Source organism: Enterobacter sp. CPE_E890, from assembly GCF_046521475.1.
GTDB classification, from domain to species: Bacteria; Pseudomonadota; Gammaproteobacteria; order Enterobacterales; family Enterobacteriaceae; genus Enterobacter; species Enterobacter adelaidei.
In genome coordinates, this window is sequence record NZ_JBKFZW010000001.1 from 2,151,233 (window position 1) to 2,165,989 (window position 14,757).

Below are 14,757 nucleotides of genomic sequence, written 5' to 3' on the forward strand. Positions count from 1 at the left end.
ACGCCCCTTTTGTTTTTACAGGGTTTGGTAAGAAAAAAATGAAGAACATCCTCGCCATTCAGTCCCACGTTGTTTTCGGACATGCTGGCAATAGCGCCGCGGAATTTCCAATGCGCCGCCTCGGTGCCAACGTCTGGCCCCTCAACACCGTACAGTTCTCCAACCACACGCAATACGGCCAATGGACCGGCTGCGTAATGCCGCCTTCACACCTCACGGAAGTTGTGCAAGGTATTGCCGATATCGGCCAGCTCAAACGTTGTGACGCGGTACTGAGCGGTTATCTTGGTTCAGCAGAGCAGGGAGAGCATATCCTCGGTATTGTTCGCCAGGTGAAAACGGCAAACCCAGCGGCAAAATTCTTCTGTGACCCTGTTATGGGCCATCCGGAGAAAGGCTGCATCGTGGCACCGGGTGTCGCAGAGTTTCATGTTCGCCATGCGCTGCCCGCCAGCGATATCATTGCGCCAAATCTGGTCGAACTGGAGATCCTTTGCGAGCATCCCGTTAACAGCGTAGAAGAGGCGGTAAGCGCGTCCCGCGAGCTGATAGCCCTGGGGCCAGAAACTGTGCTGGTGAAACATCTCGCGCGTGCAGGGCTTAGTAAGGACCGTTTTGAGATGCTGCTGGTGACGAAAGACGATGCCTGGCATATCAGCCGTCCTCTGGTGGATTTTGGCCCACGTCAGCCGGTAGGGGTTGGGGATGTGACCAGCGGTCTGCTGTTGGTGAAACTGCTGCAGGGTGCAACGTTGCGAGATGCCCTGGAGCATGTTACCGCGGCGGTATACGAAATCATGATTGCGACGAAAGAAATGCAGGAGTATGAATTACAGGTCGTTGCGGCACAGGATCGTATTGCTAAGCCGGAACACTATTTTAGCGCAACGCAGCTTTAAAAGATGCCGGGTGGCGCTGCGCTTACCCGGCCTACTCAACCCGTAGGCCCTGCCAGCGCAGCGCCGCCGGGCGATGTTAGTTAAGACCTTCCGCTTTCAGCGCTGCAGCTACCGCAGGACGTTCTGCCATGCGCGTCATATACGATGCAATATGGTCTAACCCTTCCAGGTTCAGCTTAACCGCGCGCGCCCAGCGCAGTACGGTAAACAGGTACGCATCGGCAATTGTGAAACGCGAACCACAAATCCACTGGTCGTCTTTCAGCGATTCGTTAACGTATTGCAGCTTTTTTTCAAGAAGCGCACGCAAGGTGGGTTTGTACTCTTCTGGCGTATCGGGACGGAACAGCGGCGTAAAGCCTTTGTGCAGCTCAGTCGCAATGTAGTTCAGCCACTCCAGCGTTTTATAGCGAGAAACCGTACTTACCGGTGCCAGTAACTGGCGATCGGGCACGCTATCTGCCAGAAACTGCATAATCGCCACACCCTCGGTCAGCAGAGTACCGTCATCCAGCAACAGTGCCGGAACTTGTCCCTTCGGGTTGATGGCAAGAAAATCATCACCGTTTTCCAGACGTTTTTTCATCAGATCAACGCCATCCAGCGTAAAATCTTTGCCGCTCTCGCGCAGGGTGATATGGGAAGCAAGAGAGCACGCGCCCGGTTTGTAGAACAGTTTCATCGGTAACTCCTTTTTGCTGAGGTTTCAGCTATGTTAGTGCGCGAACGGGTAAAAAAAAAGCCGCTAATGCATTAGCGGCTTCTGTTATGTCGTTTCTCAATGATATTACGCGGTAGCGGTTTTAGTCGCTTTAGCGGTCTTGTCGTCGTCCTGAGTCATACGATTCAGTTTCGGTGCCGTCAGCAGCATCAGAGCAGCGATGACTGCTGTAGCGATACCAATCTGCATGAATACAGTACCGTAGACGTTCAGAGAGACCAGTGGGTCAGTGACGTTATCCGGAACGGCCATCAGGTTTGCAATCTTACCTGCAATGATTGCTGCACCGGCAGTGGTCAGGAACCAGCTACCCATAATGAAGCCCATCAGACGCTGTGGTACCAGCTGTGCAACCATCGCCAGACCCAGACCGGAGATCATCAGTTCACCGATAGACTGCAGAGCGTAGCTCAGGATCAGCCAGTTAACGGAAACGATACCTGCATCAGTCGCGAATTTGGTACCCAGTGGCAGCACCAGGAAGGCGCCGGAGCACAACACCATGCCGATGGCAAACTTGTGCGGCATTGGCAGACGGTCACCCATCTTGTTATAGATAGCGGCCAGAATTGGGCTGCCAATCATAATCCAGAACGGGTTCAGGGCCTGATACTGCTCCGGTTCGAATGCGATACCCAGAATTGAGTGCTCAACGTTACGAATAGCGAAGAAGTTCAGAGAGGTTGGCATCTGGCTGTACAGTACGAAGAAGATAATCGCTTCCAGCATCAGAATGAACGCCACAATCATCTTACGACGCGCGGCACCCTGCATGGCGAAGGCTTCTTTCGCGAAGATAATCACGATACCCAGTGCAACCACACCCAGAACCGCACGTGCGATACCCTGGTTGTGCAGCAGCCAGGTCGCGATTGCAGCAAGGATCACAACGCCTACAATGGTCGCCAGCAGTTTACCCACATGTACGGGTTCGAAGTCAGGTTTTGAACCGTAGTTTTTAACCCAGCGTTTGCAGAAGGCAAAGTTGACTACGGTGATTAGCATACCGACCACGGACAGGGAGAAAGCCACGCTCCAGCCGAATTTAGCGGCCAGCCACGGTGTTGCCAGCATGGAGAAGAAGGAACCGATGTTCACGGACATGTAGTACATGGTGAATGCACCGTCCAGACGCGGGTCATCTTTGCTGTAACAGGTAGAGAGCAGGGAAGACGGGTTCGCTTTGAACAGCCCGTTACCCACGGCGATGGTCGCCATGCCCATATACACGACAGCAGCATCATGACCAGACCACGCAACCAGCGCATAACCGATTGCCAGTACAATGGCACCCAGCATGATAACGCGTTTAGTACCGAGAACTTTATCACCCAGCCAGCCGCCGATTGCGACCAGACCGTAAACCAGAGCACTGAAGGAGGAGAACAGCGTGATGGAATCGGCTTCGGACATACCCAGCTGTTTTACCAGGTAAACCGCCATGATCCCTTGCAGGCCGTAATAACCAAAACGCTCCCATAACTCGATAGAGAAGATGAGATAGAACGCTTTTGGTTGTTTAAAAGCGTTAAGACTTACGCTTTCATCTGTTGGTTTATTGTTTGCAGTAGACACATATACCTCTTTTTTTACATCCCATATTAACTGGGGTGTTCATAGCGTGATGGCCGTAGTCCATACGCCTTATAGTTATTTTGGGAGGAGAAACGGCGGGTAATGTTCACTATCCTGCTTCATCTGGCAATACGTTTGTAATAATCTGTTACATATATCTTGGGTGGTATAATCGTCGGTTTATATAAATGTTATTCAGCGTTAAATTTCATGCAATGAGTAAAGGTAGTTTTTTCGACTGGTAATGACCGGCCATGATTGGGTTTTGGCGATATGTTCTGCTATTTGCCGCCTGGTGCAGTGATATAGCCCATATTCTGAAAAATAGCTGGTCTTATCTACGGCGATGGGAGAGATGTGTCTTGTCAGATAAAGGGTTTAGGCCGATTTTGACAACAAAAAATCAACATGAAGTTATCAGGGTGATCGCGATCACAGATATATAGAAATTTTTGGATATAAAAAAACTATTAACCTGTTTGAGCGTTAAATGGCCGAACAAGTGACAAGCCAGGGTAAGCAGCAGGCGGACAAATAACGGCCAAAAGAAGAGCGTTTGGTAGCCCTTCTTTTAGCGGGGGGAATTGGCCGATCAGGGATACACTTTTTCTTTGTATTCGCAGAGATCTTCAATGATGCAGGAGCCGCAGCGAGGCTTACGGGCAATGCAGGTATAACGCCCGTGCAGAATCAGCCAGTGGTGGCAGTCAACCTTAAATTCGGCAGGAACCACTTTGAGCAGTTTCTCCTCAACCTGCTCGACATTTTTGCCGGGTGCGAAGTTGGTGCGGTTAGATACGCGGAAGATATGCGTGTCGACAGCGATAGTCGGCCAGCCAAATGCCGTATTTAGCACAACGTTCGCGGTTTTTCGACCTACACCGGGTAACGCCTCAAGCGCCGCGCGATCTTCCGGCACTTCGCCACCGTGCTGTTCCAGCAGGATCCGGCAGGTCTTAATCACGTTCTCCGCTTTGCTGTTAAACAGGCCGATGGTTTTGATATAAGACTTCACGCCTTCCACGCCCAGTTCCAGCATGGCCTTCGGCGTATTGGCAACAGGATAGAGCAGGGCGGTGGCTTTATTGACGCTTACATCGGTAGCTTGTGCAGAGAGCAGCACGGCGATCAGCAGCTCAAACGGGGAGTTAAAGTTCAACTCTGTCGTCGGGTGTGGGTTCTCGTCCCTCAGACGAGTCAGGATCGCAATGCGCTTTTCTTTATTCATGAGGCCTTCTCGGGTATCCCTTCCAGGATGCTGCGCTCTGCCGCGCGGCGCTTACGTTTCTCATCAATCAGGTATTTTATCGCCAGCATCATGCCGAGGCCAATAAATGCGCCTGGCGGCAGCATGGCCAGCAGAAATGGCGTATCGGTGTGGAACACTTCAATGCGAAGCGCCCTGGCCCAGCCGCCCAGCAGCGCGTCTGCACCGTCAAACAGCGTACCGTTGCCGAGGATTTCACGTATTGAGCCCAGCACAAACATGGCTCCCGTGGCGCCCATACCAATCGAAAAACCATCCAGCGCCGACATGGCCGGACTGTTTTTCACAGCGAAGGCTTCCGCGCGTCCAACCACGATACAGTTGGTGACGATAAGCGGAATAAAGATGCCCAGCGACTGATACAGACCGAATGCGTAAGCGTTAATCAGCATCTGGACGATACTCACGACCGAGGCAATGATCATGACGTAAATCGGAATACGGATTTCCGACGGCGTCCAGCGGCGCAGGGCTGAGATGGAGAGGTTGGTCAGGGTCAGTACCAGCGTGGTCGCCAGACCCAGACCAAGCGCGTTGGTGGCGGTGGAGGTGACCGCCAGCAGTGGACACATTCCCAGAAGCTGTACCAGCGCGGAGTTGTTCTTCCACAACCCCTGGACAATAACTTCTTTAACCTGGCTCATGATTACTCCTCACAGGCCGGAAGATTGTTGATGTGCGCGGGCAGCGTTTCAGCATACAGCCCGGCTCGTTTTACGGCGTTAACCACGGCGCGTGGGGTGATGGTCGCCCCGGTGAACTGGTCGAACTCGCCGCCATCTTTCTTCACCGCAAAGGCAGTATCTCCTTCGCCATGAATCACTTTACCGGCAAAATGCAAAATCCAGTCGCTCAGACGGGTTTCAATTTTATCGCCAAGGCCCGGCGTCTCATGATGTTCCGTTACGCGGGTGCCCAGTATCGTACCGGAGAAATCGCTGCCAACGAGCAGTTGAATGGCACCGGAATAGCCATCGGGGGCAGTCGCTTCCATCACCGCGCCCACCGGTTTATCCCCTTTACGGGCGATAAAGACGCGATGTGCGCCTTTGCCTAACTGCGGCGCCTGGACGATGAAACAGCTTTGCTGCAGGTCATTATCGTAGGAATCAGACGGGATCACCTGATCGAACAGCGCTTTTTGCTGCTTCGAAGCCTGTTCTTCGATGGTCGTTTTGGTCAACGAATTCACCAGTGCCGTCAGCCCAGTCAGGACCGCGGCGAAGACAGCCAGCGTAACGCCGTGTTTTTGCATTGTTTTTAACATGGCGAAACCCTTAACGATGTCCGTACACGCGCGGACGCGTGTAATAGTCGATGAGCGGAACGGTAATGTTGGCGAGCAGGACGGCAAATGCCACACCATCCGGATATCCACCAAAGCTGCGGATCAACCATACCAGCAACCCAGCCAGCGCACCGAAGATCAGGCGGCCACGGTTGGTCGTTGACGCGGTAACCGGATCCGTCAGGATAAAGAATGCGCCTAACATGGTCGCGCCGGAGAGCAAATGCAACTGCGGGCTGGCCAGTGACTCGGGGGAGAACACCCAGCCCAGTGTGGCACAAACCGCCAGCGTCACGAGGAAGCTGACCGGGATATGCCAGCGAATGGCTTTTTGTTGCAGCAGGAACAGACCGCCAAGCAGATACGCCAGGTTAACCCACTGCCAGCCTGCGCCTGCCAGCACGCCACTGTAGATGGCTGATTTCATAATCTGTTCAACGCTGTGACCCGCGTGCAGGGACGTTTTAAACGTATCGAGAGGCGTCGCCTGGCTGATACCATCCACGCCCATACGCAGCGTGTTCATATCAGCGCCGAGTGCGGTATGGCCGGTAAAGATCACGTGCAGGGCATCCATAAAGCCCGGAACCGTTGCCGCAATCTCATGCGGGGGCAACCAGCTTGTCATCTGTACCGGGAAGGAGATCAGCAGCACCACGTAGCCGATCATTGCCGGGTTAAACGGGTTATGGCCGAGCCCACCATACAGTTGTTTGGCAATTATCACTGCGAAGACGGTACCGAGTACCACCATCCACCATGGGGCAAACGGTGGAATACTGATGGCCAGCAGCAGGCCGGTCAGTAGCGCGGAGTTGTCAGCAAGGATGCGGGAAACTACCATCTTGCGCAGTTTAAGCACCAGGGCTTCAGCGGCTAAGGCGCTGACACAGCCCAGGACTATCTGGAACAGGGTTCCCCAGCCGAAAAACCAGCACTGAACGGCAATACCCGGCAGCGCGGCCAGACAGACCAGCATCATAATGCGCGATGTCTGGCGCTGGTTGTGGGTGTAAGGGGAACTTGCGATTCTGAAAACCATTTAATCCTCGTTAACTGCTTGCTGTGCGGCTTTCTTCGCCTGAACGCGCGCGATGGCAGCGGCGACGGCAGCTTTGCGCGGGTCGTCATTTGCGGCCTGCGGTTGCTCTTCCTGTTGCGCCGCTTTACGGGCTTTAGCGCGGGCAATTGCCGCTTCAACGGCGGCTTTGCGCGGATCGACCGGCATTTCGGGTTCGGTTGTCTGCGTCTGTTGTGCTGTCTTACGAGCTTTAGCACGGGCTATTGCCGCTTCGACGGCAGCTTTGCGCGGGTCCACCGCCTCTTTCTCGACCACCACGTTTTGCTCACCGGCTTTTCGGGCTTTGGCGCGGGCAATTGCCGCTTCAACGGCGGCTTTCCGTGGATCAACCTCAACTTCAGCCTGAGCTGTTTGCGCTTTTTCAGCCTGACGGGCGCGAGCCGCTGCTTTACGCGCTTCGCGGGCGGCAATCGCTTCGCTATTATCCGGTTTCTCACCCGCCGGGATGACCACGGTTTGGGCTGCGGTCGCTTTTTTCTCGCGAACGCGCGCCAGTGCCGCGTTAATGGCATCCTGATCTTTCTCGCCTGGCTGAACAGCAGCCTGCTTATGGCGCTCCTGACGAGCCGCTTTTTCGCGCTCCAGTCGAGCCTGGCGCGCTTCAAAGCGGGCTTTTGCTTCGGCTGCACGTTTTTCTTCCATTGAGATGGCATAAATTTCAGCCTTCTCCTGGCGGAAATACTGCACCAGTGGAATGTTACTTGGGCAAACCCAGGCGCAGGCTCCGCATTCAATACAGTCAGCCAGATTATGGGCTTGTGCTTTGTCGTGCAGTTGGCCTTTACTGTACCAGTACAACTGCTGCGGAAGCAGGTCAGCCGGGCAAGCGTCGGCGCAGGCACTGCAACGGATACAACCTTTCTCCTCCTGCTTTTCGCCCATTTCGGTTGGGGAAGGCGCAAGCAGGCAATTCGTGATTTTGACCACCGGGACATCCAGCCACGGCAGGGTAAAGCCCATCAGTGGGCCGCCCATGATCACCATCTGGTCGCTGCCAGGGCAAAATTCAGCCTGTTCCAGCAGGTGACGAACCGGCGTTCCCAGTCGCGCCCAGACATTCCCCGGACGCGAGACAGACTCTCCGGTCAGCGTTACCACGCGCTCGGTCAACGGCTCGCCGTCAATCACCGCGCGCTTCACCGCATAGGCGGTCCCGACGTTTTGCATCAGCACACCGATATCTGAGGAGCGTCCACCGTGTGGCACTTGTTTACCGGTAAGAATCTGCGTCAGCTGTTTTGCGCCACCAGAAGGGTACTTGGTTGGAATGACGCGCAGGGCGATATCATGGCTACCGGCCAGTACGGCGCGCAGCATTGAGATGGCCTGTGGTTTATTGTCTTCAATTCCAATCAGTACTTCTTTCGGCTGCAGAATGTGCGCGAGAATGCGGATACCTTCCACCACCTGGGCGGCGCAATCCTGCATCAGACGATCGTCTGCGGTAATATACGGCTCGCATTCAGCGGCATTGATAATCAGCGTCTGAATTTTATCGCCACCGCCACGCAGTTTGACACCGGTAGGGAAGCCTGCGCCGCCCAGTCCGGCAACACCGAACTGATGAATACGCTCGATGAGCGCGTCGCGACTCCGGTTGCGGTAGTCGCCCCAGCCGTCACGCTCGATCCAGCGATCTTCACCGTCGGCTTCAATAATGACGCTGAGTTCTGAAAGTGCTGACGGGTGAGCCACCGTATGCGGGGCAATCGCCACCACTTTACCGGACGTTGGCGCGTGTACAGGCAGCATTCGTCCCCGGCCAAAGGTCAGCGGCTGGCCGCGAAGAACCGTATCGCCTTCTTTCACACACAGCTCGCCCTCCGCGCCAATATGCTGCTTGAGCGGCATAACGTAGCGCGTCGCCAGCGGAATTTGACGCAGTGGGGTGCCGTTGGACTGGGTTTTCATCTCCGGCGGATGAATACCGCCGTCAAAGTCCCAGATCTTCTCTTTTCTGAAAGCAGAAAATAACTTAAGCATGTTGTTCCACAGGAATGTTGCGAACCGGAATGGTTTGAAGATCCCACTTCCAGCTTTCGGTAGTCGTTTCAACCGGGCGCAGTTCAATACATTGCGTCGGGCATGGCGCTACGCAGAGGTTGCAGCCAGTACACAGATCAGCGACGACAGTGTGCATGGCGCGGGTTGCGCCAACGATGGCATCTACAGGGCAGGCCTGAATACATTTGGTACAGCCGATGCAGTTCGCTTCGTCGATCACAGCAAGGGCGCGAACCGGCTCCTGGACGTCTGCATCGCCATCAATCGGCTGCGGGTCAACGTTCAGCAGAGCCGCAATTTTCAGCATTACCGCCTCACCACCCGGTGCACAGCGGTTAATTTTTTCACCCTGAATCCCTACCGCTTCGGCATAGGGGCGGCAACCGGGATAGCCACACTGTCCACACTGGCTTTGTGGAAGAAGCTCATCAATTTTTTCAACAACAGGATCGTCCTCTACCGCAAAACGGCGGGAGGCGTAACCCAGGATAAGGCCAAACACCAACCCCAGGACGCTGATAGAGGCGATGGCAATCCAGATAGCATTCATTACAACTTCACCAGACCACTAAAGCCCATAAAGGCCAGAGACATTAAACCTGCGGTCACCAGCGCAATCGCGTTACCGCGAAACGGCGCAGGGATATCCGCTGCGGCGAGGCGCTCACGAATAGAGGCGAACAGCACCATCACCAGAGAAAAACCGACGGCCGCAGAAAAACCATACAGTGCCGATTGCATAAAGTTATGCCCAAGGTTGATGTTCAGCAGCGCTACGCCGAGCACGGCGCAGTTGGTGGTAATCAACGGCAGGAAAATCCCCAGCAGGCGATAGAGCGCCGGACTGGTTTTGCGTACCACCATTTCGGTAAATTGCACAACCACTGCAATAACCAGAATAAAGGCCAGCGTACGGAGATAGGTTAACCCCAACGGGATAAGGATCCAGGTATCAATCCACCACGCGCAAATAGACGCCAGCGTCATGACAAAGGTGGTCGCCAGCCCCATGCCCATTGCAGTTTCCAGTTTTTTGGAAACGCCCATAAATGGACATAGGCCAAGGAACTTCACCAGGACGAAGTTGTTAACCAGCACTGTGCCGACAAAGAGCAGTAAGTAATCGGTCATTATTTAGCCTGAAATAAAAAAGCCGCCTATTATCGGATAAACCAACGCAGGCGACAACAGGTTATCTGTAAGGTTATTACGGGTTCACAAAGGTGTTTTTCACCCGTGTCGAACGCTTAAAATAGGGCACCAGCAGCGCAGCGGCCAGTAAAGGGAAAAGTAGCTGGCGGACGGCCAGGGCGTCAGAAACCGGCGAAAAAGCAAAAGCTTTTACCGCCAGCAGGACCGAAATCAGCAGCCAGATAATGTAATGCTTAGGCACACTTTTACGGCGCTTAAAGAAAGCGATGGTCAGCCACAGCGTGTAGTACCACATCCCTATCGCGAAAACGAACGATACAAACCACATCGCAATATTAAGCACACTTTGCGACATCAGCGTCTGGATGGCATGCGGGGTAATCAGTGCGGTGGTATAAAGCAGCAGCGCAAGTGATGCGCTTAATAAGGCAACCAGCAGCCATGCCAGTGGGGCGATTAACCAGCCTCCAATGCGTTCTCCAGGCGTTGCGGTCATAAACTCTCCCATAATCTGCGCGAAATGTTGTACAGCCAGTTTGCAGGGCGGAGAGTATATAACATTTCGCGCTAATGGCTACTTTCTTATAAAACGTAACGCCAGACAGACTTAGGCACTTCACCCACATTGAACAACCGGCCTCCGGAGACCAGTTCCGCACGGCGATGGTCAGCGGCACGATACATGTTGATGATTTCCTGATTATCCGACAGGGTGTAGTTCAGATGGTCAAACAGTTTTTCCAGGCTTTCAAGCGAATTGATCTTGCGAAATTTTAATAAATAGTCCTGAACTGTCATATTAATAATTTTCCATATAAAAGTGAGTAATACCAGTTAAGGTAATTCGTTCGAATAATAAACGGATTAATAAAGACGTAAACAGCCCACTCAGGTAATGCGACTAAATTAGGAGTTTTCTTTGCTGAAAGTTTCAGGCATCAAATGATGCCTGGAAGAGAAGGTTAACCGTGTTCACCAGGGCTGGCAATACGTAACTGACATATTGTGTCACTCTTTATTGCAGTAACCGGTTACTTAGGTTGGGCGACTGTGACAGGCTCCGGCGGCTGGTAGTTATCGATATGGCTGGCAACGCCAAGCAAAATGACCGATACCCCAAGAACAATCCATCCCGCTAATTCAATGATTCGATTAATAATTGACGTCATGATTCGTAGTTGTAATTTATCCATAAATACAGGGAGCAGATGTTACAGCGGCGTTTCCCCGGCGGCAAGTGCTTTGGGAACGGTTCCCTTAAACAAAATCAGGTGGTTAATACTATGTAACAAAAACAACCCATACAACCTGCTATTTTAAGTCATATGGCACATTATTAATCTGTGGTAATGCCAGGCTAGCCAGTGTGAAATAAGAACGCCATAAAAGAGGATGACACAATGAGTGATAATATCCGCGTCGGGCTTATTGGTTATGGATATGCGGGAAAAACGTTTCATGCGCCTTTGATCGCCGGGACGCCCGGAATGGCGCTGGCTGCCGTATCCAGTAGTGATGCAACTAAAGTCCATGCCGACTGGCCTTCCGTGCCGGTTGTCTCTGAACCTAAACATCTTTTTAACGATCCGAATATTGATTTAATTATCATCCCCACGCCAAACGACACGCACTTTCCGCTGGCAAAGGCGGCGCTGGAAGCCGGCAAGCACGTGGTCGTTGATAAACCCTTTACCGTGACGTTGTCACAAGCACGCGAGCTTGATGCGCTGGCAAAGAGCCTGGGCAGGTTACTTTCGGTATTCCATAACCGCCGTTGGGACAGCGATTTTCTGACCGTAAAAAGGCTTCTCAGCGAAGGTACGTTGGGGGAGATCCTCTTTTTTGAATCGCATTTTGACCGTTTTCGCCCGCAGGTACGAAACCGCTGGCGCGAGCAGGCCGGTCCGGGCAGCGGCATCTGGTACGATCTGGCCCCGCATCTTCTGGATCAGGCCGTGAATCTGTTTGGCCTGCCGGTGAGTATGACGGTCGATCTGGCACAGCTCAGGCCTGGCGCGCAGACAACGGATTATTTCCATGCGGTTTTGAGTTACCCACAGCGTCGAATTGTGCTCCACGGGACGATGGTGGCGGCCGCAGAATCCGCGCGTTATATCATTCACGGTACGCGCGGTAGCTATGTGAAGTTTGGTCTCGACCCGCAGGAAGATCGCTTAAAAAACGGGGAGCGTTTGCCACAGGAAGACTGGGGCTATGATATGCGAGACGGTGTCGTGACGCGGGTTGAAGGTGAGGAACTGGTGGAGGAAACCTTGCTGACTATTCCAGGTAACTACCCGGCTTATTATGCAGCTATCCGCGATGCGCTGAACGGAACGGGGGAAAATCCGGTTCCGGCCAGCCAGGCCATTCAGATTATGGAGCTGATTGAGCTGGGCATCGAATCAGCCAAACATCGCGCCACGCTCTGTCTGGCATAAGGTACAGGTATTTTGTAGGCCGGGTAAGGCGCAGCCGCCACCCGGCAAAAAGGCTTACGCGGATGCCACCTTATCCCGCAGCGCCTGCTTCTGTTCAGGCGTCAGGAAGGCGATCTCCAGGCCGTTGATCTGCGCCTGACGAATTTGCTCGCGGCTCAGACCCGCCTGAGGTGCAGCAATGTTGTATTCGTGAATAATATCCACCCCCTGAACCGCCGGATCGTCAGTGTTCAGTGAGGCCAGCACACCGTGCTCAAGGAACGTTTTCAGCGGGTGCTGTGCCAGCGTTGACACGGTGCTGGTCTGAATATTAGACGTCAGGCAAGACTCAATTCCGATGCGCTGTTCCGCCAGGAAATCCATCAGCGCGCGATCTTCTACCGCTTTTACGCCGTGGCCGATACGCTCGGCGCCCAGCTCGCGGATGGCCTGCCAGATGCTTTCCGGACCTGCCGCTTCACCTGCATGAACGGTAATGTGCCACCCGGCGTCACGCGCGCGGTTGAAATGGGACAGGAACAGACTGCCCGGGAAGCCCAGCTCATCACCGGCGAGGTCGACGGCGGTGATGGCATCGCGGTGCGCCAGCAGCGCCTCCAGTTCCTGCAGGCAGGCGGCCTCACCGAACGTACGGCTCATGATGCCAATCAGACGGGCCTGGACATCAAACGTTTTACAGCCTTCTCGGACGCCTTCAATGACGGCTTCCACTACGCCTGCAACGGGCAGGTTGTGGCTCATCGCCATATAGCCTGGCGAGAAACGCAGTTCGACGTAATGCAGACCGTTACGGGCGGCATCTTCGATGTTCTCGAACGCCACGCGGCGGCAGGCATCCAGCGAGGCCAGCATCTTCACGCCCCAGTCGAGTTTGCTCAGGAAGCTGACCAGATCCGGTTCATTGGAGGTGACCTGAACATGAGGGATCAAGGACTCAAGTGTCTGAGCAGGGAGCGTTAAATTGAACTGGCGGCCAAGATCGAGGATGGTTTGGGCACGAATGTTACCGTCAAGGTGACGATGAATATCAGTTAATGGCAGGCGTGTATCAATCATGGTCGCACTCTTTTCTGGTTAAAGTGCGCCATATTATAAAAACAAAACGAGGTAAAAAGCTATTTGCGCAATGGAATATTCCGTTGCGCAAATGAATTACAGTAGCGTGTTAATCCCGGCGATAAGGCGTTGAACCCCTTGTTCCAGCTTGCTGCGCGGGCAGCCAGCATTCAGGCGCACAAAGCCATTTCCCTCTTTACCGTAGGTATTTCCTGGCATGATGGCGACTTTTTGCTGCTCGATCAGCACTTTTTGCAGCGCCCGGTCGTCAATGTTCAGCGGGCGCAGGTCAATCCAGGCCAGATAGGTTGCTTCTGGGGGCTGCCAGTTCAGTTTCGGAAAAGCGCTGTTTATTTCCTGCGCGATATACGACAAATTTTCTTCCAGATAACGCCGCAAGGCATCCAGCCACGGCTCTCCCTGCTGATAGGCGGCGATATGTGCCGTCAGTGCCAGCACGGAAGGGGAAGAGAGTCCGTCCCGGCCTTTCAACGCGCTAAGATAACCGTTACGGCTTTCTTCATCACCAATCAGGCCGTAAGCGCCGGTCAACGCCGGAATATTGAAACTTTTCGAACCGGAGGTGAGAAGCGCCCATTTGCCGCGCGCTACCGCGTTCCACGGTGTGTGACGACGATCTCCCCACACCATGTCCATATGTATTTCATCGCTGATCACCGCCACGTCATAGCGTGCGCACAGTTCCGCCATGTGGGTCAACTCATCCCGCGTCCAGACCTTGCCGGTCGGGTTTTGCGGGCTGCACAGCAGCAAAATTTTGTTTTCAGATTTTGCAAGGGCCGCTTCTAGCGCAGCCATATTTCCCTGCCAGCCTGCGGCATGCTTTTCCATCTCGACGGGCACCACATGACGAGCATTGCCTTCAATGGCTTTGTAAAACGCATCGTATGCCGGGGTGTGTACCACCACGCCGTCGCCGGGGTTTGACCAGAGACGAATCAATTCAGAGACCATATAAATGACGGAAGGACCATAAACGACGGTTTCCGTATCAATCTGGCTGTTAAACCGCTGCTGGAACCAGTGCGCGACGGCGGCCAGGAACTCATCGTTCTTCCAGCGACTGTAGCCCAGCACGCCGTGATTGATGCGCTGATGCAGCGCGTCGGTAATGCAGGGGGCGGTGGCGAAATCCATATCCGAGATAGTGAAGGGCAGCAAATCGGCCGCGCCAAAACGGTCGGCGACGTAATCCCACTGTGTACACCAGGTGCCGTGACGATCCACGACGGTAGAAAAATCAAACATGACG

The 14,757-nt window shown here is 53.9% G+C and carries 16 protein-coding genes; 2 read left to right on the plus strand and 14 right to left on the minus strand.

What is annotated here, in order from left to right; all coding sequences use genetic code 11:
- The first annotated feature begins 38 nt into the window (after positions 1–38).
- A complete protein-coding gene (pdxY, locus tag ACLHV9_RS10685) occupies positions 39–899 on the plus strand; it encodes a pyridoxal kinase PdxY (RefSeq protein ID WP_028017305.1) in 861 nt (286 codons plus the stop codon).
- A 76-nt stretch (positions 900–975) separates the two neighbouring features.
- On the opposite strand, the gene gstA is transcribed toward pdxY, so the two are convergent.
- From gstA to blr, 12 genes are all read right to left on the minus strand, one after another.
- The gene (gene gstA, locus ACLHV9_RS10690; protein WP_028017306.1) at positions 976–1,581 is read right to left on the minus strand and encodes a glutathione transferase GstA; all 606 of its coding nucleotides are present in this window, start codon (positions 1,579–1,581) and stop codon (positions 976–978) included.
- A gap of 105 nt (positions 1,582–1,686) precedes the next feature.
- Positions 1,687–3,195 carry a dipeptide/tripeptide permease DtpA gene (dtpA, locus tag ACLHV9_RS10695; protein WP_028017307.1) on the minus strand — a complete coding sequence of 503 codons (1,509 nt, stop codon included), beginning with the start codon at positions 3,193–3,195 and terminating at the stop codon, positions 1,687–1,689.
- A gap of 592 nt (positions 3,196–3,787) precedes the next feature.
- Positions 3,788–4,423: an endonuclease III gene (nth, locus tag ACLHV9_RS10700; RefSeq protein WP_049006313.1), complete on the minus strand. Its 636-nt coding sequence runs from the start codon at positions 4,421–4,423 to the stop codon at positions 3,788–3,790.
- Complete coding sequence (locus ACLHV9_RS10705) at positions 4,420–5,106, minus strand: electron transport complex subunit E (protein WP_108090102.1); 687 nt, start codon at positions 5,104–5,106, stop codon at positions 4,420–4,422. Before ACLHV9_RS10705 ends, nth begins: the two co-directional genes overlap by 4 nt.
- A 2-nt stretch (positions 5,107–5,108) precedes the next feature.
- Positions 5,109–5,729 carry an electron transport complex subunit RsxG gene (gene rsxG, locus ACLHV9_RS10710; RefSeq protein WP_108090101.1) on the minus strand — a complete coding sequence of 207 codons (621 nt, stop codon included), beginning with the start codon at positions 5,727–5,729 and terminating at the stop codon, positions 5,109–5,111.
- 10 nt (positions 5,730–5,739) lie between these two features.
- Positions 5,740–6,792 (minus strand): electron transport complex subunit RsxD, encoded by a 1,053-nt coding sequence (gene rsxD, locus ACLHV9_RS10715; RefSeq protein ID WP_028017311.1) that lies wholly within the window; start codon positions 6,790–6,792, stop codon positions 5,740–5,742.
- Positions 6,793–8,814 (minus strand): electron transport complex subunit RsxC, encoded by a 2,022-nt coding sequence (gene rsxC, locus ACLHV9_RS10720; protein ID WP_108090100.1) that lies wholly within the window; start codon positions 8,812–8,814, stop codon positions 6,793–6,795.
- Positions 8,807–9,385: an electron transport complex subunit RsxB gene (gene rsxB, locus ACLHV9_RS10725; RefSeq protein WP_028017313.1), complete on the minus strand. Its 579-nt coding sequence runs from the start codon at positions 9,383–9,385 to the stop codon at positions 8,807–8,809. The genes rsxC and rsxB overlap by 8 nt, the downstream gene beginning before the upstream one ends.
- Positions 9,385–9,966 (minus strand): electron transport complex subunit RsxA, encoded by a 582-nt coding sequence (rsxA, locus tag ACLHV9_RS10730; RefSeq protein ID WP_008500564.1) that lies wholly within the window; start codon positions 9,964–9,966, stop codon positions 9,385–9,387. The genes rsxB and rsxA overlap by 1 nt, the downstream gene beginning before the upstream one ends.
- 76 nt (positions 9,967–10,042) lie before the next feature.
- Positions 10,043–10,483: a DUF2569 domain-containing protein gene (locus ACLHV9_RS10735; RefSeq protein WP_023311379.1), complete on the minus strand. Its 441-nt coding sequence runs from the start codon at positions 10,481–10,483 to the stop codon at positions 10,043–10,045.
- A gap of 86 nt (positions 10,484–10,569) precedes the next feature.
- Entirely contained in the window at positions 10,570–10,785 is a 216-nt protein-coding gene (gene ydgT, locus ACLHV9_RS10740; RefSeq protein ID WP_006174966.1) for a transcription modulator YdgT, read from the minus strand.
- Positions 10,786–11,018: 233 nt separating this feature from the next.
- The gene (blr, locus tag ACLHV9_RS10745) at positions 11,019–11,144 is read right to left on the minus strand and encodes a division septum protein Blr (protein ID WP_168112406.1); all 126 of its coding nucleotides are present in this window, start codon (positions 11,142–11,144) and stop codon (positions 11,019–11,021) included.
- Between the two features lie 243 nt (positions 11,145–11,387).
- On the opposite strand from blr, the gene ACLHV9_RS10750 reads away from it, so the two are divergent.
- On the plus strand, positions 11,388–12,428 hold the full coding sequence (locus ACLHV9_RS10750; protein ID WP_108090099.1) for an oxidoreductase: 1,041 nt from the start codon (positions 11,388–11,390) through the stop codon (positions 12,426–12,428).
- A gap of 54 nt (positions 12,429–12,482) precedes the next feature.
- Here ACLHV9_RS10750 and add read toward each other — a convergent pair whose 3' ends face one another.
- Together add and ACLHV9_RS10760 are read right to left on the minus strand one after the other, a co-directional pair.
- Positions 12,483–13,484, minus strand: coding sequence for an adenosine deaminase (gene add / locus ACLHV9_RS10755; RefSeq protein WP_108090098.1), 1,002 nt, complete (start codon positions 13,482–13,484; stop codon positions 12,483–12,485).
- 96 nt (positions 13,485–13,580) lie between these two features.
- Positions 13,581–14,753 (minus strand): MalY/PatB family protein, encoded by a 1,173-nt coding sequence (locus tag ACLHV9_RS10760; protein WP_108090097.1) that lies wholly within the window; start codon positions 14,751–14,753, stop codon positions 13,581–13,583.
- Positions 14,754–14,757: the final 4 nt, after the last annotated feature.

Coding starts and splice junctions, on each gene's coding strand:
- pdxY (WP_028017305.1), top strand. CDS start 39: ATGAAGAACATCCTCGCCATTCAGTCCCACGTTGTTTTCGGACATGCT.
- gstA (WP_028017306.1), bottom strand. CDS start 1,581: ATGAAACTGTTCTACAAACCGGGCGCGTGCTCTCTTGCTTCCCATATC.
- nth (WP_049006313.1), bottom strand. CDS start 4,423: ATGAATAAAGAAAAGCGCATTGCGATCCTGACTCGTCTGAGGGACGAG.
- ACLHV9_RS10705 (WP_108090102.1), bottom strand. CDS start 5,106: ATGAGCCAGGTTAAAGAAGTTATTGTCCAGGGGTTGTGGAAGAACAAC.
- rsxG (WP_108090101.1), bottom strand. CDS start 5,729: ATGTTAAAAACAATGCAAAAACACGGCGTTACGCTGGCTGTCTTCGCC.
- rsxD (WP_028017311.1), bottom strand. CDS start 6,792: ATGGTTTTCAGAATCGCAAGTTCCCCTTACACCCACAACCAGCGCCAG.
- rsxC (WP_108090100.1), bottom strand. CDS start 8,814: ATGCTTAAGTTATTTTCTGCTTTCAGAAAAGAGAAGATCTGGGACTTT.
- rsxB (WP_028017313.1), bottom strand. CDS start 9,385: ATGAATGCTATCTGGATTGCCATCGCCTCTATCAGCGTCCTGGGGTTG.
- rsxA (WP_008500564.1), bottom strand. CDS start 9,966: ATGACCGATTACTTACTGCTCTTTGTCGGCACAGTGCTGGTTAACAAC.
- ACLHV9_RS10735 (WP_023311379.1), bottom strand. CDS start 10,483: ATGACCGCAACGCCTGGAGAACGCATTGGAGGCTGGTTAATCGCCCCA.
- ydgT (WP_006174966.1), bottom strand. CDS start 10,785: ATGACAGTTCAGGACTATTTATTAAAATTTCGCAAGATCAATTCGCTT.
- ACLHV9_RS10750 (WP_108090099.1), top strand. CDS start 11,388: ATGAGTGATAATATCCGCGTCGGGCTTATTGGTTATGGATATGCGGGA.
- add (WP_108090098.1), bottom strand. CDS start 13,484: ATGATTGATACACGCCTGCCATTAACTGATATTCATCGTCACCTTGAC.
- ACLHV9_RS10760 (WP_108090097.1), bottom strand. CDS start 14,753: ATGTTTGATTTTTCTACCGTCGTGGATCGTCACGGCACCTGGTGTACA.